Raw genomic sequence first — 17,367 nt, 5'->3', positions numbered from 1 at the left:
GTCAGCCCATCTCCTCCAGCTCACGCCCCTTCGTCTCCTTGACGAACTTGAACACGAAGAAGATCGACACGAAGGCGAAGAACGTGTAGACGCCGTAAGCAAGTCCCAGCCCGACGTCCGACAGCGCGGGGAAGGTCGTGGAAATGGCGAAGTTGGCCAGCCACTGCGCCGCCGCGGCGACGGACAAGGCCATCGCGCGGATCTTGTTGCTGAACATCTCACCGAGCAGTACCCACACCACGGGGCCCCACGTCGCTCCGAAGAACACGACGTAGACGTTGGCGGCGATGAGCGCGATCGGTCCGGCCGAACCCAGGTCCGGCGTGCCGTTCACGATCGGTGCGGTACCGAAGAGCAGGGCGAGGACGCCCAGACAGACGAACTGACCGATCGAGCCGATCACCAGCAGTGGCTTGCGGCCGATCCGGTCGACCAGTGCGATGGCGATGACCGTGGTGAGGATGTTGGTCACCGACGTGATCACGGTGATCGCCAGTGCGTTCTGCTCGCTGAACCCCACCGCCTGCCACAGCACCGAGGAGTAGTAGAAGATCACGTTGATGCCGGTGAACTGCTGGAAAATCGACAGTCCGATGCCGACCCAGACGATCGGCAGCAACCCCAGCCTCGGGCCACGGATGGTCACGAAGCCGGTGCGTTCGGTCTTTCCTTTGACCGTCCGGATGATCTCCGTGATCTTCGCGTCGACGTCTCCGCCGACGAACCGCCGCAGCACCTCTGCCGCTCTGGCCAGCTGCTCCTTCTGGACCAGGTGGCGCGGCGACTCCGGGATCGTCAATGCCAGGAGGCCGTAGGCGACGGCGGGAATCAGCAGCGACAGGAACATCCACCGCCACGTCGCGAGGCCGAACCACAGAGGATCCGACGCCCCGCCCGATCCGGCGACCAGTGCGTAGTCCACGAGCAACGCCACGAAGATGCCGGACACGATGGCCAGCTGCTGCAGCGAGCCCAGCCTGCCGCGCAGGTGCGCCGGCGAGATCTCCGCGATGTAGGCGGGCGCGATCACGGATGCCGCGCCGACCCCGAGACCTCCGACGAGCCGCCAGAACGCGAGTTCCCAGATCGAGAACGAGAAGCCGCTGCCCAGCGCGCTGATGGCGAACGCGATCGCGGCGAGCCACATGACGCGGATCCGGCCGTAGCGGTCCGCGATCCCGCCCGCGAACCAGGCGCCGATCGCGCAGCCGATCAGCGCCGCGGCGACGGCGAACCCGAGGACGAAGGGCGACGCGTTGAAGGCTTCCCCGACAGCCTTGACGGCGCCGTTGATCACCGCGGTGTCGTAGCCGAAGAGGAAACCGCCGAGCGCCGCCGTCGCGGCGACGAGCACGGTGCGCCCGGTACTCGGGGTGGGATAGCTGATCCGATGGGCAGGATTGCCCATCTCCCAGGGGGGTTCGCTCGACGGTGGCTGTTCGCCCGGTGTGGTCCCCATATGGACCTCCCCTGAGTGAGGGACTCCGAGGCGGTCTGCGCTCGACGGCTCCCTCACACCTCCCTACAGAGTGTGTCCTAATTCACATTCCGTCAAGAGGGCGGTCGCCTGCGCAAATTTGCACGCGAGCGCCGCATTATCCGGCTGCACCGTTTCCCGGCACACGGTCACGAACACGGCCGATCGACCGCAACTTTCCTACTGAGGAGAGGCGGTGGCCGGCGATCCGGGCCCATTCACCATTGTTACCGGGGAACGGGAACACCGGCCCTACGGTGAACGGGATCTTGCTGTTCCTGAGGCGCGTAACGCGAAGTGCTTCACAGTTCCCGTGCCGCCGCGGAGTTGTTCACGTCAGGTCACTGCGGCCACCCGCAACACAGCAGTCTCGCTCACCGCGGCAGAGCGGCCAACGCGCCGTTGTCGAGGTGGATCGTGCGGATGGCCAGCCGTGTCAGCGCCGGCTGGTGCGTGGTCATGACGACGGTGCGGTCGCGAACGAGCCGGGTCAGGGCTTCCACGACGAGTTGCTCGGCTTCGACGTCGAGGCCGGCCGTCGGTTCGTCCAGGAGCACGATGGGGGCATCGACCAGCAGTGCGCGGGCGATGCCGACTCGCTGGCGCTGGCCGCCGGAAAGACCGGTGCCTCCGTCGGCGAGCCGGGTGTCCAGGCCATCGGGAAGGGCGTCCGCGAACCGCGTGACCAGCGCGGCGTCTGCCGCCTTCGCGACTTGGTCGTGGGTGGCGTCGGGGCGGGCGTAGCGGATGTTGTCGGCGAGGGCGCCGGAGAACAGGAAGGTGTCCTGCAGGACGACGGCGACTTGGCGGTGGAGCCACCCCACCGGGAGTTCGGCCAATGGCCGGCCGTCGAGGAAGAGCTGCCCGGCGGTGGGGCGGTACAACCCCGCGATGAGTGCGAGCACGCTGGATTTGCCGGCTCCGTTGGGGCCGAGCAGCGCGACGCGTTCGCCGCGGTGGATGGTGAGGTCGAGGTGGTGCAGGACGCTCCCGCGCCCGTAGTCCAGATCCACCCCCCGCAGTTCGACTTGGCCCGTGGCACGGGCAGGTAGCGGTCGTGCCGGCGCCGACGACGGCGGCGCCTGGTCGAGGATGGCCGAGACTCGCTCGGCCGACGCCGCCCCCTGGCTGAAGGTGATCGAGAGCTTCGACAGCGCCCGCATGGGTTTGACCATGTCGTTGAGGTAGCTCGTGACAACGACCAGCAGGCCGACGGTCCACCAGTGGTTGAGCACGCCGAGCCCGCCGACCCAGAGCAACACCGCGGCCCCGGCCGCGGTGACCGCCTCCAGCATCGGGGTGAACCGGGCTCGCAACTCCACGGCGCTCAGCCCCGCTTGCAGCGTATCGCTGTTCGACGTCGCGAACCGCTCGTCGTGCAGGTCGTGCCGCCCGAACGCGTGGATCGTGCGGATACCGTGCAGCGACTCCGAGACGAACCCGGCGAGGGCGCCTTCGGCAGCTCGGCGGCGGCGGGCTGCGGCGCGGGTGAGCCGGGTGTAGCGGGCGGCGGTGATGAACACCAGGGGGGCACAGGCGATCGCGATCAGCCCGAGGCGCCAGTCGACCGACAGGAGCACCGCGGCGAAGCCGGCGATGGACAACAACCCCGGCAACAGAGTGGAGAACATGTCCACCAGGCTGTCCTCGATTCGATCGGTGTCGATCGAGATGCGGCTGGTCAGCTCGCCTACGGCCTGTCGGTCGTGAAAGGTCATGGGCAGGCGTTGCAGGTGCCCGAAGACGTCCGTCCGGATCTCGGCGGTGATGCGTTCCCCAGCACCGTTCATGACCCGGTCGCCGAGGTAGTCGAAGGCCCCTGACGCCAGCGTGATGACCACGACCGCGGCGGCCGCCGCGGTCAGTTGCGCCACGGCGGACCCGCCGAACATCGTGGTGAGCGGGGCCAGCGGCCCGCGCGGCCGGCCGCCCTTGAGGACACCGTCGATGACGAGAGCCAGTGGCCACGGGCGCGCCAGGTCTGCGAGCAGCTCACCCAGTCGCAGGCCCACACCGAGGGACAACGCAGGCAGGTGCGGGCGACCGTACGAGCGGAACCGCCACAGCTGTCGTAGCAGGCCGCGATCGGGCCCATGACCGCTCATGCGCCCACCGCCTTGGCGTGCTCGGCGCGAGCCGTCTTGCGCAGATCCGAATTGCTCACACCGGGCCGGATGCCGTGTGCGGCCATCGCGGCCAGCACACCGGGCGCGAGCTGGGGGTCCGCGCGCGTCATCGCCGCCAGCAGCCGGGAGAAGTGCCGACGGCGCAGCAGCGTGGGGGTGGCCCGACTGGCCGCATCGTCGTCTCCGGCGAGTTCCAGGCTGCGCAGCAGCAGGGCATCGAACCTGACCGGGTCGGCGCCGCCGGCCGTCACCCCTTGCCGTGCCGACCAGCAGGCCGAGGCCCAGACCGTGCCGTCGGCGTGCGGATCCTGGTGCCGTCCGCCGTGGAAGTGGGCCATCGTCCAGCGCGGGTCGAGTTTGCGGCGGCGCTGGTCCCAGACGGGGATGTGCCGTCGATGCCAGCCGTAGATGTCGTCGGTGCGGAGGAGGATCGCGGTCATCACGTCCGCGCAGCCTTCGTCCAAAGCGATCTTCGTGTTCGTCTGCCGCTGTGTGGGGCGCAGCCGGTTGAGGCGGAAGTCCGCCGTGTGCCGGCACAAGTGGTGGCCGACCTCGTGGTAAATGATCGCGGCGTTGTGTGCCGGTGCGTGAAAGTACCTGCGGCGGCCGGGCGCGGTCAGAAACGCGCGGCCACGGCCGAGATGCACTTCGCCGGCCGGCCGGACCGGGATCGCCTCGCCGTTGCCGGGGTTGGGTAGCCGGTAGTGGCCGCCGCCCCAGCTCGGCCGATCGTGCATGCCGATCCGGACCAGCAGGTGAGGAAGCGGTCGGTGCAGCAGAGAGGCGACGAATCGCAGCGCGCGCTGTACGTGAAAGGCCGTGTTGACCACGCCGAACGCCCTGGCCTGGTGGTCGGCCGCCGCCGAGACCAACGGGCCGCCGCCCGAGGCCGGGTCGAACACGAGGACGTCGTTGTCGAACAGCGTGCCGCCACGCTCATCGCGAATGGTTGCCTCGGGCAGAACGAGCTCCGCCCGCCCGACCTGGAGCACGTCGAGGTTGATCTCGCGCAACTGCCCGGGACCTGGGCGACCGTCCGGTGTGTATGCCGTCGCCCGGGTCATGCCGATACCGCCTCGCCGGGGCTGAGAAGCTCGACCGCCGCCCCGTTGACGAGGGCGGCCGGGGAGAGCACGTCCAGTCCGGTGGCCGCGACGGCTTCCCGCGACGCCAGCGGGCTCGCGGTGACCAGACCGCTGATGGCCCGGACGGGGGCGCCGAGATCGTGGAGGATCCTGACCCCGGCGACGGCGCTCAGCGCGTCACGCACGGCCAGCACCACAGCGTCGGCGAAGCCGGGGAGAAAGGCCAGGAGCGCGGCTGTGTCCGCCTGCAGCAGCCCATCGGCGAGCTCCAGCACCACGGCGTCGGATCCGCGGCGCGCCAATTCGTCGCGAATGCTGATCATGGTCGCCCGTAACCGTTCGACCGGGTAGCCGAAAGTCGAGGGCATACCGAAGTCGAGGAAGTCGACCACTGCGGATGCGCCGGCATCCTCATACATCCACCGGTCCTTTCCGCTGCCCGAGCCGGTGACCTTGCCCGCCGCCGCTGTCAGCCCGGCTCGCGTCCACCCGTTGACCAGCGACGCCGCAGTGGTCGTCTTGCCCGCGCTCATCGACGAACCCACCACGACCACCGTCGCCGGCGGAGTCCGGGCGGGCGGGGGTGCGCGCAAGGACAACTTCTCGAGCGAAATCGCGGCGCCTGCCGGATCCGTCAGCGGACCGATCACCGACAGCTCCGTGGGTGGTCCTCGGCGCGCGTGCGCCGAGGCGACGACACCGACCACCCCGCCCGCGGTCAACAGGTGTGCCGCGGTGCCGCGGGGCAGATAGCCCTCGTAGAACTCGGTGGCGTACCGGTTGCCGCACGCACCCACCACGATGTCGCCCGGGTACAGGCGGGCGCGCCGGCCATGAGAGTTCTCCAGGCTCTCGTGCTCCCCGACATGTTTCACACTGGACACCACCAGATCCCCCAGTCGCGGCTGAGCTGCGAAGCCTCCCAGCCGCGTGCGCCCTCGATCGGTGACGCCCCTTGTTACGTAACTCCACTTGGCAGCAGACAGCCCCTGCATCGCATGATCCCCTCGAATTTGATCTGCACCAGATACGTCAATACATCTGATTGTCGGTTCAAACTCATTCTCGAAGGATTGCATTTCGTCGACAACGCTTGCAACGGCCGGTCCCGCTGATTTGGATGGGTGAAATGTCTGGAATACCCTAATTGGCGCCAGCGTGGGAATTGACCTTGCAGGATTAGTCGCCGAAAAAGTCAAAGGAGCAGTCTTCCCCTCGCAAAGGGTGCCGCTCTTCGGTCTGTACCAGGCGGCTGAATTCCACAGGGCGCCCAACTTTTCATGGGCCGATGCGGGCGCGTCGAGGTTGGTCGGGGCCACGGTTCGCCTGGTCCGGGTGAAGCCGGACACGGGCACTCACCCGGATGCTGCACTGGTGGGGAGGTTCGAGCGGAAACCGTTGCCGAAGCAGGACGCGCGCGGCACGTCACGCGTCGTGCACGCCGCTGACCTGCGTATCGAAGCGTGGGGACCGACGCGGGAAGCGTGTCTGACGGAAGCCGTCCGAGCGCTGGTGGAGAGTTTCGCCCGGACACGTCTGCACCGCGGGTCCGCGGCCTGGTCGTTCGAGGTCTGCGGCCCGACGGACGGTTCGGTGCTGGTCGCGTTGCTCGACAAGGTCATCCTCATGATGCGGACTCGGAGCCTGATCCCGGTCACCGCGGAGGGGATCGTGGTGGACGGCTCGACGGTGCGGCTGCGCTGCCAGATGACCGACCTCGGCGCCGTCATCCCGACCGGGGCGATTCCGAAGGCCGTGTCCCGGCGAGAGGTCCGGTGCGAGCGCACCGAACGCGGCTGGTGGTGCGCGGCCCGGATCGACGTCTGAGACGCCGTGAAGCCAGGCGACTGCGCGCCGGCGCCCTGGTGATTTCACCCCGGTGCAACGCCGACGTTCCGGCTGCCGGCCGTGCTTCGTGCTGCGGTGGTCCGACGCGAGCGCCGGGTGTCCTGGGGGATCACCACCGTGGGCCGTGCATGGCTGCGCGCAATCGTTCTTCCCGCAAGGCATCGACCTCTGGCAGGGCCAGCGGCGACGGCGGGGTGCCGAGCACCCATTCCAGTAGCCGGTCGGCCAGCGCGGGGTTGCGCGCCAGCACCGGGCCGTGGAGGTAGGTCGCCAGTACCCGGCCGGTTCCTGCGCCCTCTGTGCCATCCCCGTTGCCGACGCCGGCGCGTACCGAGCCGAGCGGACAGCTGCCGGGGCCGACGAGCGTGCGGCCGAGGTGGTTCTCGAAGCCGGTGAGGGGCTGTGCCGTCAGCTCGGGTCTGACGTCGACGACGATTTCCCCCACCGCGCGCGCCTGCCCGGGAGACGTCACCACGTCGAGCAGGCCCAGCCCACGATGGGAGACGTTGTCGGGCGTCGTGAAGTCCTTGCCGAGGACCTGAAGTCCGGCGCAGACGCCGAACACCACGGCACCTCGCGTGACCGCCCGCTGCAGTCCCGGATGCTCGTGCAGGTGCGCCGTCGCAAGAGCTTGGGCATCGTCTTCGCCGCCGCCCAGCAAGTACAGGTCGAGCGAGCACGGCACCGCCTCGCCGTGGCGGGTCTCCGTCACGCTCGCGGCGATGCCCCGCCACTGCAATCGCCGCCGCAGCACCTGGGCATTGCCGCCGTCGCTGTAGGTGCCGAGGATGTCGGGCAGCAGCACCCCGATACGGACGGCTGACTCAGTCATCGCCGAGCTGCTGGCGGAGATCCCGGAAAGCCGTGTAGTTCGCGACGATTTCGACCGGGCCGGGCGACGGCAATGAGGCGACCGCGGCGAGCGGACGGGGGCAGAGCGTGTGCCGCACCTCGGCGTAAGTGAGGCGGACGGCCAGATCGGTCGCCCGTTGACCGGCGGCCACGACCTGCCGTCCACGCAGCTGCTCGAACCGCACGTCCCACAACCACGACATGTCCCGCCCGTCGGCCTCACCGCTGTTCACCGCGATCACGACCGGCGACCGGGAGTCGAGCAGCGGCAGTGTTTCCTCCCAGCACGCCGGGTTCTTCGCCAGCATCACCCGCACACTGCGCCCGGACACCCAAGCCTGTCGGTAGCGGCCGGCGACGTCGGCGATCGGGCGCAGTTGTGCGACCGCGACCTCCGGCGGGACACCTAGCCGAGCGGCGGTGGCCACCGCGATCGCGGCGTTGGCGGCGTTGGCCCGGCCCGGCAGGCGGAGGCCGAGCGTGATCTTCGAGCCCTCCCTGGTTTCCACGGCATCACCGGTCAGTGTCCACAGCGGATCCGGCCGGGTAAGACCACACGCACAGTGCCAGCAGGTGTCGTGCCGGACCACGGCTTGGCCGCATCGGGCGCAGGCCACGGCGTCGGCGTGCCACCGCTGTCCCGCTCCGACCCACACGGGGTGAGCGGAGCCAAGGGCGGCCGAGGTGACCAGTGGATCGTCGCAGTTGGCGACCACGGTCGTGTCCGGCAATGCCGCGGCGACCGCCCGCAACGCCCGTTCGGTCGTCCGAACCTCGCCGACCCGGTCCAGCTGGTCTCGGCTGAGGTTGAGCAGCACGAGGCAGGCCGGGTGCACCTGCGCGGCGACGGCGGGCACGTAGGTCTCGTCGACTTCGAGGACCGCCAGAGGGGCCCGATGTTTGTCGACCAGGGCGGCGACCACCCCGTCGGTCATGTTCGCGCCGTCGCTGTTCGTGGCGACCTGGCCCAGCGTCTCCAGGATCCGGCTGAGCATGAGCGCGGTGGTGGTCTTGCCGTTGGTGCCGGTCACCAGCACCACTGTCCGACCGCCGCCGATCCGGCTCAGCACGCGAGGATCCAGTGTGAGTGCGATCCGCCCGCCGATGACGCCGCCGTTGCCGAGACCCATTCCCCGCGAGATCGCCGCGCCGAGCCGCCCGGCCGCGACCGCCAGCCGCGTTCGCGCCGGGAGCCGGCGCGCCACGGGCGGCAGGACGGCTTGCTTGCCGACGACGCACGGTGAATCGGGGCTCACGCACAGCCTCCTTCGCGCTTGGTCGGGCAAATCGCCGTCGCCCTCGTCGCCTGGCCGTGCGAGGGCGCTGAGAGCGCGGTGACGACGGCACGTCCGGTGCGAACCGGCGGCGCGTTCCGTTGGCCCATCCGGGACCGAGAGTACGTCGGACCGCATCAGTGCGCGTTCAAGAAAGATCGACAGAACGCTGTCTCGTTAGCCCTATTCGTCCGCTTCGGCCACCGACTTGCCGCCGTGTGCCAACCCGCAATCGTCCTTAACGCGGTGAATCACCGGGACCGCAGCATTTTCAGACCTGCTCCAGCTGTACCAGCCCCAGACGCGGCGGGCAGATGTCGTGCCGCACCGGATATGTCCGGGCCACCGGCCGCATTCGTCGCCACGACGGCCGGCCTGAGCGAGCCGTGCTCGACGAACGCCACCGGTCGCGCGGAACCGGTTCGGACGGCGGACCACCGCAACAGACCTGGCTCGGCGGCACGGCCGCAGGGAAACGCTCGGCCGGGAGTCCCAGCCGAGCGTTGCGCCACTGTCGGTCGACACCGAACGAAGTCCGGCCTCGCTCTGCAGGTCAGGACGTGACCGCGCACTGTCCGCGATCGGCCCTCACCGGGCCTTCGCTCGTCGGGCGCACGTCGAAATCGAAGATCTCCGTGGGCACGTAGAGCGTGCAACACGCGTTGGGGATGTCCACGATGCCGCTGATCCGGCCCTCGATGGGCGCCGAACCGAGCAGCAGGTAGGCCTGTTCACCAGTGAATCCCCACTTCTTGAAGTACTCCACCGCGTTCAGGGCGGCATTGCGGTAGGCCATGGTCGCGTCGAGGTAGAGGTTCTCGTCGGTCTCCCGGTCCACCGAGACGCCCACGAACGACAGGAACTCGGAATACCGGGGTTCGACGTTTCCCGGCATGAACACCGGATTCGTGGTGATGCCGTACTTCTCCATGCCGCCTTTGATGAGGTCGACGTGGAAGTCGATGTACCCGCCCATCTCGATGGCACCGCAGAAGGTGATCTCGCCGTCGCCCTGGCTGAAGTGCAGGTCTCCGCCGGAGAACTTGGCGTCGTCGACGAAGACCGGGTAGAAGACCCGCGATCCCCGGGTGAAGTTCTTGATGTCGTGGTTCCCACCGTTCTCCCGGGCCGGCACCGTGCGGGCGCCCTCGCTGGCGATGTGCTCCGCGGTCGACCTGTCGGCCGTTCCGGCGAGCGTCCCGTCGAGCAACGGCGGCAGGCCCAGCGGCGGTACGCGGTCGGGCTCGCGGGCGACCAGCGCCCGCTCCCTGCGGTTCCACCGCTGGAGCAGCTCGGCCGAAGGCGCGGTGCCGAACAGGCCGGGGTGGGTGATGCCGGTGTACCGAATGCCCGGCAGGTGGCGCGACGTAGCCTGCTGACCGTGGAAGTCCCAGATCGCCTTGTAGGCGTCGGGGAAGTAGTCGGTCAGGAACCCGCCGCCGTTGGCCTTGGCGAACACCCCGGTGTAGCCCCAGCCCTGCCCCGGCGCGTCGCCCGTCTCCTGCGGAACCGGGCCGAGGTCGAGGATGTCGACGACGAGCAGGTCACCGGGTTGGGCGCCCTCGACGCCGATGGGACCGCTGAGCATGTGGCAGCGCGACAGGTCGACGTCCCGCACGTCGTTGGCCGAGTCGTTGTTGCCGAGCTGGGCGTCGGTCCATTCCCGGCACTCCACGCGGAACTCCTGCCCGGGACGGACCATCGCGGCGACCGGCACATCCGGGTGCCACCGGTTGTGGCCCGGCACCGCCTGGTCGCGCATGGATTTCGTCTGGTCGACACTGAACACTACTTCTGGCATGCGAATTCTCCTCTGTTTGCGGGCCTGTGATCCGGCTCGCCCGCCGTTCTCGGGTCAGTACCTGTGAACCTCCTGGTCATATCGGCGACGTTCGGCAGAAAAACCGACGTCTGAATTTACGAAAAAAACCGAGTTCGTCGACGATGTGAAATTCTGAAAAAAGACCTTCGCTGTTCGGCGATCCGTACCCACGCCCCGAGGCAAGCATCGACGACTCCGGCCGGCGCTGATCACCACTGCGGTTGCGGTCGCCACACCGACTGCTTGCGGGCTACTGTCCGTGACGGCCCGGGCGGACTCACGAGGACGTTCGGCCACTCCCGAGACCAGGACGGCACTGGCCCGACGCCGCATCTCGAACGGGATCGCGCTGTACGCAGCGTATTCGCAGGTCGCGCAGTGATGTCAAGGGCAACGAAAAACCACGCACCGGCTTGACTTAAGGTATATCGTTTCGTTATCTTTCCTCGTCCTGCACCGGCTGCCCCTTACGGGCGTCGAAGCAATGCTGATCAAGAAATCGGTGGAGCGTCGTGGAAGCGAAGTCCGACGACGACGGCTCGATGGAGTTCGTCGTCCTCACCGCGTGGGAATGCGCCAGCTGCGAGGTCGCCGGGCGGACTCCGCCGGGGAAGGCGGTCGAGTGCTGGAGTTGCGGCGGCTCGGTCGTGATCACCGCACGGCCCAGCATCCGGCGCTTAGCCGGGTAGCCGCACGCGGCCCCACCTGCGGTTTCCTCCGCGATCCGCGAGGCCCTGTCCGCCGCCAGAGGACCTGAGTTGACTGGCCTTGCGGAGCGTCTTACGGTTCCGAAAGGCAGAGTTTACTTTCTGTAGCTCAAAAGCCGTCCGGATCCACAGTCAAGCGGGCTGGGAGGGCGCGCATGACGACCTACGAGCCACGAGATGTGCGACCGCGGATCGCGGCGCTGGCCGAGCGCCTGCGGGCGGCGCTGGGTCCTGATTCGGTCATCGACGATCACCAGCGGCTGCGTACCTACGAGTGCGACGGCCTCGCGCACTACAAGGTCACTCCCGCGCTCGCCGTGCTCGCTCGGGACACGGCCGCCGTCGTGGAGACCGTGCGTGCCTGCGCCGAGGCCGAGGTGCCGTTCGTCGCGCGCGGGTCCGGCACGGGCCTCTCCGGTGGTGCGCTACCGCGCGCCGACGGGGTCCTCATCGTCACCTCGCGGATGCGGCACATCATCGAGATCGACCGGGAGAACCAGCGTGCGGTGGTCGAGCCGGGGGTGATCAACCTGGACGTTTCCCGGGCCGCGAAGCCCGAGGGCTACTACTACGCGCCGGATCCCTCGAGCCAGCAGGTGTGCTCGATCGGCGGCAACGTCGCGGAGAACTCGGGTGGGGCGCACTGCCTGAAGTACGGCTTCACCACCAACCACGTCACTGGCATCACCTTCGTGACCGCCGACGGCGAAGCCGTGCGGCTCGGCGGCAAGGCGCCGGATCCGACCGGGTACGACCTGCTCGGGGCCATCGTGGGTTCGGAAGGCACGCTCGGCATCGCCACCGAGGTGACGGTGCGGCTCACCCGGCTGCCGGAAGCGGTCCGCACGTTGCTCGCGGCCTTCCCGAGCACCGACGACGCCGGCGCGGCGGTTTCGGAGATCATCGGCGCCGGAGTCGTGCCCGCGGCGATCGAGATGATGGACGCGCTGGCGATCGAGGCGGCCGAAGCGGCCGTGCACTGCGACTACCCCGGTGGTGCGGGTGCGGTGCTGATCGTGGAACTGGACGGACCGGCCGACGAGGTCGAGCGGCAGTTCGAGGAGGTCGAGCGGCACTGCCGCACGCACCGGGCCTTCGAGATCCGCATCGCGAAGGACGACGTGGAGCGCGCGTTGTTCTGGAAGGGGCGCAAGTCGGCGTTCGCCGCAGTCGGGAGGATCAGTCCCGACTACATCGTCCAGGACGGTGTCATCCCGCGCACCGCGTTGCCCGAGGTGCTGCACCGGATGACGGAGCTCTCGCGCAGCAGCGGCGTCCGGGTCGCCAACGTCTTCCACGCCGGGGACGGCAACCTGCACCCGCTGGTGCTGTTCGACGACACAGTGCCCGGCGAAGCCGAGCGCGCCGAGGAGGTTTCGGGGGCGATCCTCGACCTCTGCATCGAGTACGGCGGATCGATCACCGGCGAGCACGGCGTTGGGTCGGACAAGGCGAAGTTCATGCCGCGGATGTTCACCGAGGCGGACCTCGACACGATGCAGCTGGTGCGCTGCGCCTTCGATCCGGCCGGACTGGCCAATCCCGGCAAGGTGTTTCCGACACCGCGCTTGTGCGGTGAGGTGCCAGGCCGGCACAAGGGCGCGCATCCCTTGCAGGAAGCCGGAATCGCCGAGGTCTTCTGATGAGCGGGCCCGATCCGGCGGTGCTGGACGCGCTGTGCGCGGCGACCGCGAAGCATGCCCGGCCCGCGGAGGCGGGTGACGAGGTCGACGGCATCGCGCCTGCGTTGGTCGCGGCACCGGGCAGCACCACGGAAGCGGCGGACGTCATGCGGATCGCCGCTGACCACGGGCTCGCCGTCGTCGTCCGGGGCTCGGGGACGAAACTCGGCTGGGGGCAGCGGCCCGCGAAGGCCGACCTGATCGTGGACACCGGCCGCATGGACCGAGTCGTCGAGCACCGCGCCGGCGACCTTGTCGTTCACGTGGACGCGGGCCTCCGCCTCGCGACGCTGCAGGACCGCCTCGCCCCCGCGGGTCAGCGGCTGGCAGCGGATCCCGTGGTGCCGCCTGGCGCGGCCGACGCCGGAACGGTCGGCGGGCTCGTCGCGACCGCCGCTTCCGGCCCGCTGCGCTTCTCCCACGGCGCGGTACGCGACCTGCTCATCGGCATCACGGTCGTCCGAGCCGACGGTGTGGTGGCGAAGGCCGGCGGAAAGGTCGTGAAGAACGTCGCGGGTTACGACCTGGGCAAGCTGTTCGCCGGTTCCTGGGGAACGCTCGGCCTGGTCACCGAGGCGGTGTTCCGGCTGCACCCGCGACCCGCGGTGACTCGATGGGTGGTGGTACCGGTGGACTCGACAGGTGTCGCGTACGAGCGACTTCGGCGGGTGCTGCACGCGCAGCTCGTGCCGAACGCGGTCGAACTCGACCGCCCGGCCGGCGCGACGGGGACGCTCGCGGTGCTCGTCGAGGGCATTCCGCAGGGAGTTGCCGGCAGGGTCGAGAAGTTCCTCGAACTGCTCGGGGACGGCGCCGAACCGTGCGACGCCGCGCCGCAGTGGTGGGGCCGAGCCCCGTGGCAGCGAGGCGACGTGGCCTTGCGCCTCACGCACCGGATCACCGGCCTGCCGGCTTTGCTGAACGCGCTCGACGAGCAGGCGCGGCGTCACGGTGTACCGGTCTCGGCCCGTGGTTCGGCCGGCGTCGGTCTCCTGTACGCCGCGGTGCCGGGCGCCGTCGAGCCCGCCGTGATCGCCGAGCTGGTCCAGGTCTTGCGGGACCGGTCGGCCACCTGGGGTGGGGACGTCGTCGTGCTGGACGCTCCGCCTGCGGTCAAAGCGGCGCTCGACCCGTGGGGGCCGGTACGGGGGGTGAGCTTGATGCGCCGGGTGAAGGACCAGTTCGACCCCGAGCACCGGCTCGCTCCCGGTCGCTTCGCAGGAGGGATCTAGATGTCCGAACCTGCCTTCGATGACCACCACCCGCCGTCGGCGGCGCTCGTCGGTGATTGCGTCCACTGCGGGTTCTGCCTGCCGACCTGCCCCACGTACACGTTGTGGGGCGAGGAGATGGACTCTCCGCGTGGGCGGATCTACCTGATGGAAATGGGCCTCGGCGGCGAGCCGATGACACCGGAGATGGTGCAGCATTTCGACGCCTGCCTCGGCTGCATGGCCTGTGTGACCGCGTGTCCGTCCGGGGTGCAGTACGACAAGCTCATCGAAGCCACCCGTGCGCAGGTGGAGCGGCGTCACCACCGCCCCGCCCGCGACCGGCTGATGCGCCGCGCGATCTTCAGCGTCTTCCCGTACGCCAAGCGGTTGCACGCCTTGCGCGGTCCGCTGCGGGCTTATCAGGCCACCGGCCTCAGCCGCTGGTTGCGGCGCGGCCGCTTGCTGCGCACGACTTTCCCGGCGCTGGCTGCGCTGGAGTCGCTGGCACCCGAGCTCGAGCCGTTCGAGCAGGTGCCGGAACAGTCCTCTGCCCAGGGTGCGAAGCGAGGCACCGTCGGCATGCTCCTGGGCTGCGTGCAGCGGGAGTTCTTCCCCGGCGTCAACGCGGCGACCGCCCGCGTGCTGACCGCGGAGGGCTTCGACGTGATCGCGCCCGACGGGCAGGGGTGCTGCGGTGCACTGAGTGTCCACAATGGCCGGGAGGAAGAGGCGCAGTCCTTCGCCCGCAAGCTGATCGACACCTTCGCGGCGGCGGGGGTCGAGCAGGTCGTGGTCAACGCCGCCGGCTGTGGTTCGGCGATGAAGGAGTACGCGGACCTCCTCGCCGACGATCCCGCCTACGCCGAGCGCGCGCGAGGATTCGCCGAGGGCGTCCGTGACATCACGGAATTCCTCGTGGAGCGGGGAACGGTGGCCACCCGCCACCCGCTGCCGGTCATGATCGCGTACCACGACGCCTGCCACCTCGGGCACGCGCAGGCGATCCGCACGCAGCCCCGCGCGCTCTTGCGGGACATCCCGGAGCTTCTGCTGCGGGAGATCGCCGAAGCCGAACTGTGCTGTGGTTCCGCGGGGATCTACAACCTCCTGCAGCCCGAGGCCGCGGGGGAACTCGGGGACCGCAAGGCGCGCAACGTTCTCGCCACCGGCGCACCCCTGCTGGTGACGGCCAACCCGGGCTGCCTGATGCAGCTGGCCGCGTCCGCCGAGCGGCTCGGCGCGCAGCTGAAGGTGGCCCACACCGTCGAGGTCCTCGATGCCTCGATCCGCGGCCTGGCAGCGGACGCTGTCGGGAGGTCCCGCTCCGGGGCGTAAGCCGGTTGACCCAGGTTGTCGTCCTCAACGATGAGGTGACACATGTACCAGCAGATTCTCGATCCCGTCGCGGGTTCGCTCGCTTGGTCGTCGCTCGTGGCGGCTGTCCCGCTGATCGTGCTGTTCGTCCTGCTCGGCATCCTCCGGATGACGGCGTGGCTCGCGGCACTGATCTCACTCGCGGTCGCGCTCGCGGTGGCGATCTTCGTCTACCCGATGCCGGCCGGCCCGGCGTTCCTCGCGGCGGCCGAAGGTGCCGCGTTCGGGTTCTTCCCCATCCTGTGGATCGTCATCAACGCGATCTGGATCTACAACATGACGGTCCATACCGGACACTTCGACGTGCTGCGCCGCTCGTTCTCGCGGGTCAGCGACGACCAGCGGATCCAGGGCGTGATCGTCGCGTTCTCGTTCGGTGCGCTGCTCGAAGCGTTGGCCGGGTTCGGCACCCCGGTCGCCATCACCAGCGTCATGCTGATCGCGTTGGGCTTCCGGCCGTTGAAGGCCGCGGTCGTCGCACTCGTCGCCAACACCGCACCCGTCGCCTTCGGCGCGCTCGCGGTGCCGATCACCACGCTGGCCACGGTCACCGGCCTGCCGCTGCACGACCTGTCCGCAATGGTCGGACGCCAGACCCCGCTGCTGGGGTTCGTCGTCCCGCTCGCGCTCGTGTTCATCATCGACGGCACCCGCGGGGTCCGCCAGACCTGGCCCGTGGCGCTCGTCTGCGGCGTGGTCTTCGCCGTCGCGCAGTTCGCGATCTCGAACTACGTGAGCGCACCGCTCACCGACATCGTCGCGTCGCTGCTGAGCGCCGGCGCGGTCGTACTGTTCCTGCGGTTCTGGCGGCCGGTCGAGGGGTTCACCGAGACCGGCGGACCTGAGGTCACCCGCACCGGCGCGGGCGCGGACGGGCGCGCGGAGGCGGCGGCGACCTCGACCGCCACGATCGACCGGCAGGCGCCCCGGGCGGGCCGCGACGGTCCACCGAGTGGAGGCGGCGACGGTGACACCGAAGCCGGCCGCCGCGACAGCGGCGCCGAGGTGTTCCGCGCCTACTCGCCCTACCTGATCATCATCGTGGTGTTCGGGCTCGCGCAGATCCCGGCGATCCAGCACGCGCTGACCAGCGTCACGCGCACCTTCGCCTGGCCGGGCCTGCACATCACGTCCGCGAGCGGGAAGGTGTCAACGCTGCCGATGTTCAAGTTCGACTGGCTCGCCGCGGCCGGCACACTGCTCATCATCGCCGGGCTGCTCACCATTCCCGTGATCCGGATCCGGCCCGCGACCGCGCTGCGCATCTACTTCGCCACGTATCGCCAGCTCGCTCCCGCGATCGTGACCGTGATGGCCGTGCTCGCGCTCGCCTATGTCATGAACGCGAGCGGGCAGACCACGACACTCGGCACCTGGATGGCCGGTGCCGGCGGGATCTTCGCGCTCATTTCGCCGATCCTGGGCTGGCTGGGCGTCGCCGTGACCGGCTCGGACACGTCGTCGAACTCGTTGTTCGGCGCGCTGCAGGTGGTCGCCGCACAGAAGGCCGAGCTGAGCGCCACCCTGCTCGCCGCCGCGAACTCGTCCGGCGGGGTGCTCGGCAAGATGATCAGCCCGCAGAACCTCGCCATCGCCGCGGCGGCGGTGGGTATGTCCGGGCGGGAGGGCGATCTCTTCCGCAGGGTGTTCCTCTGGAGCGTGCTCTTCCTCGCGGTGATGTGCGTGCTCGTCTACCTGCAGTCCACCGCTGTGCTCTCGTGGATGGTGCCCTGAACCTGATGACGACGGGTGTGGCTGATCGGCACGGACGACAATCGCGTGAACCGTTCGACCAGGCGCTCCTCCCGCTCGGTGGGCAGGTGCAGCCGGTCGTCACAAAGATCTTCTGTTGAGAATCCGTCGCGGTTAGCGTGAGAGCCAGGTTACTAGTTCCGAGTTCGTGCCG

The 17,367-nt window shown here is 69.2% G+C and carries 13 protein-coding genes; 6 read left to right on the top strand and 7 right to left on the bottom strand.

Features of this window, described 5'->3' with window-relative positions; translation table 11 throughout:
• Position 1: 1 nt before the first annotated feature.
• The 4 genes from ABZU76_RS13110 to ABZU76_RS13095 form a co-directional block, all read right to left on the bottom strand.
• Entirely contained in the window at positions 2–1,459 is a 1,458-nt protein-coding gene (locus ABZU76_RS13110) for a sugar porter family MFS transporter (RefSeq protein WP_354868347.1), read from the bottom strand.
• 392 nt (positions 1,460–1,851) lie between these two features.
• Positions 1,852–3,582, bottom strand: a complete 1,731-nt coding sequence (locus ABZU76_RS13105; RefSeq protein ID WP_354868345.1) for an ABC transporter ATP-binding protein — start codon at positions 3,580–3,582, stop codon at positions 1,852–1,854.
• Entirely contained in the window at positions 3,579–4,667 is a 1,089-nt protein-coding gene (locus tag ABZU76_RS13100) for a hypothetical protein (protein WP_354868343.1), read from the bottom strand. The genes ABZU76_RS13105 and ABZU76_RS13100 overlap by 4 nt, the downstream gene beginning before the upstream one ends.
• Positions 4,664–5,767: a DUF1611 domain-containing protein gene (locus ABZU76_RS13095; protein ID WP_354868341.1), complete on the bottom strand. Its 1,104-nt coding sequence runs from the start codon at positions 5,765–5,767 to the stop codon at positions 4,664–4,666. The genes ABZU76_RS13100 and ABZU76_RS13095 overlap by 4 nt, the downstream gene beginning before the upstream one ends.
• A gap of 295 nt (positions 5,768–6,062) precedes the next feature.
• Here ABZU76_RS13095 and ABZU76_RS13090 point away from each other — a divergent pair, with 295 nt between their 5' ends.
• Positions 6,063–6,515, top strand: a complete 453-nt coding sequence (locus ABZU76_RS13090) for an archease (RefSeq protein ID WP_220241676.1) — start codon at positions 6,063–6,065, stop codon at positions 6,513–6,515.
• A 130-nt stretch (positions 6,516–6,645) separates the two neighbouring features.
• Here ABZU76_RS13090 and ABZU76_RS13085 read toward each other — a convergent pair whose 3' ends face one another.
• From ABZU76_RS13085 to fmdA, 3 genes are all read right to left on the bottom strand, one after another.
• Positions 6,646–7,368, bottom strand: a complete 723-nt coding sequence (locus tag ABZU76_RS13085; RefSeq protein WP_354868339.1) for a glutamine amidotransferase — start codon at positions 7,366–7,368, stop codon at positions 6,646–6,648.
• On the bottom strand, positions 7,361–8,644 hold the full coding sequence (locus ABZU76_RS13080; protein WP_354868336.1) for a MurT ligase domain-containing protein: 1,284 nt from the start codon (positions 8,642–8,644) through the stop codon (positions 7,361–7,363). Before ABZU76_RS13080 ends, ABZU76_RS13085 begins: the two co-directional genes overlap by 8 nt.
• Before the next feature lie 571 nt (positions 8,645–9,215).
• The gene (gene fmdA / locus ABZU76_RS13075; protein ID WP_354868334.1) at positions 9,216–10,463 is read right to left on the bottom strand and encodes a formamidase; all 1,248 of its coding nucleotides are present in this window, start codon (positions 10,461–10,463) and stop codon (positions 9,216–9,218) included.
• A gap of 533 nt (positions 10,464–10,996) precedes the next feature.
• Between fmdA and ABZU76_RS13070 the strand changes: the two genes are divergently transcribed.
• The 5 genes from ABZU76_RS13070 (at position 10,997) to ABZU76_RS13050 (ending at position 17,195) form a co-directional block, all read left to right on the top strand.
• Positions 10,997–11,173 (top strand): hypothetical protein, encoded by a 177-nt coding sequence (locus tag ABZU76_RS13070; RefSeq protein WP_220241679.1) that lies wholly within the window; start codon positions 10,997–10,999, stop codon positions 11,171–11,173.
• 173 nt (positions 11,174–11,346) lie between these two features.
• Entirely contained in the window at positions 11,347–12,834 is a 1,488-nt protein-coding gene (locus ABZU76_RS13065; RefSeq protein WP_354868331.1) for an FAD-linked oxidase C-terminal domain-containing protein, read from the top strand.
• Entirely contained in the window at positions 12,834–14,105 is a 1,272-nt protein-coding gene (locus ABZU76_RS13060; protein WP_354868328.1) for an FAD-binding oxidoreductase, read from the top strand. The genes ABZU76_RS13065 and ABZU76_RS13060 overlap by 1 nt, the downstream gene beginning before the upstream one ends.
• Complete coding sequence (locus tag ABZU76_RS13055; protein ID WP_354868325.1) at positions 14,106–15,422, top strand: heterodisulfide reductase-related iron-sulfur binding cluster; 1,317 nt, start codon at positions 14,106–14,108, stop codon at positions 15,420–15,422. It begins immediately after the preceding gene.
• 42 nt (positions 15,423–15,464) lie between these two features.
• Positions 15,465–17,195, top strand: coding sequence for an L-lactate permease (locus tag ABZU76_RS13050; protein WP_354868323.1), 1,731 nt, complete (start codon positions 15,465–15,467; stop codon positions 17,193–17,195).
• Positions 17,196–17,367 lie beyond the last annotated feature (172 nt).

Source organism: Amycolatopsis sp. NPDC005232 (assembly GCF_040607795.1).
GTDB lineage: Bacteria > Actinomycetota > Actinomycetes > Mycobacteriales > Pseudonocardiaceae > Amycolatopsis.
Note: the sequence above shows the minus strand (reverse complement) of the source record. Positions and strands in the feature narration are given on the sequence as shown.

What these genes read in the sequence shown, in the direction of transcription:
- ABZU76_RS13110 (WP_354868347.1), bottom strand. Translation starts at nt 1,459, where the DNA reads ATGGGGACCACACCGGGCGAACAGCCACCGTCGAGCGAACCCCCCTGG.
- ABZU76_RS13105 (WP_354868345.1), bottom strand. Translation starts at nt 3,582, where the DNA reads ATGAGCGGTCATGGGCCCGATCGCGGCCTGCTACGACAGCTGTGGCGG.
- ABZU76_RS13100 (WP_354868343.1), bottom strand. Translation starts at nt 4,667, where the DNA reads ATGACCCGGGCGACGGCATACACACCGGACGGTCGCCCAGGTCCCGGG.
- ABZU76_RS13095 (WP_354868341.1), bottom strand. Translation starts at nt 5,767, where the DNA reads ATGCAATCCTTCGAGAATGAGTTTGAACCGACAATCAGATGTATTGAC.
- ABZU76_RS13085 (WP_354868339.1), bottom strand. Translation starts at nt 7,368, where the DNA reads ATGACTGAGTCAGCCGTCCGTATCGGGGTGCTGCTGCCCGACATCCTC.
- fmdA (WP_354868334.1), bottom strand. Translation starts at nt 10,463, where the DNA reads ATGCCAGAAGTAGTGTTCAGTGTCGACCAGACGAAATCCATGCGCGAC.
- ABZU76_RS13065 (WP_354868331.1), top strand. Translation starts at nt 11,347, where the DNA reads ATGACGACCTACGAGCCACGAGATGTGCGACCGCGGATCGCGGCGCTG.
- ABZU76_RS13060 (WP_354868328.1), top strand. Translation starts at nt 12,834, where the DNA reads ATGAGCGGGCCCGATCCGGCGGTGCTGGACGCGCTGTGCGCGGCGACC.
- ABZU76_RS13055 (WP_354868325.1), top strand. Translation starts at nt 14,106, where the DNA reads ATGTCCGAACCTGCCTTCGATGACCACCACCCGCCGTCGGCGGCGCTC.
- ABZU76_RS13050 (WP_354868323.1), top strand. Translation starts at nt 15,465, where the DNA reads ATGTACCAGCAGATTCTCGATCCCGTCGCGGGTTCGCTCGCTTGGTCG.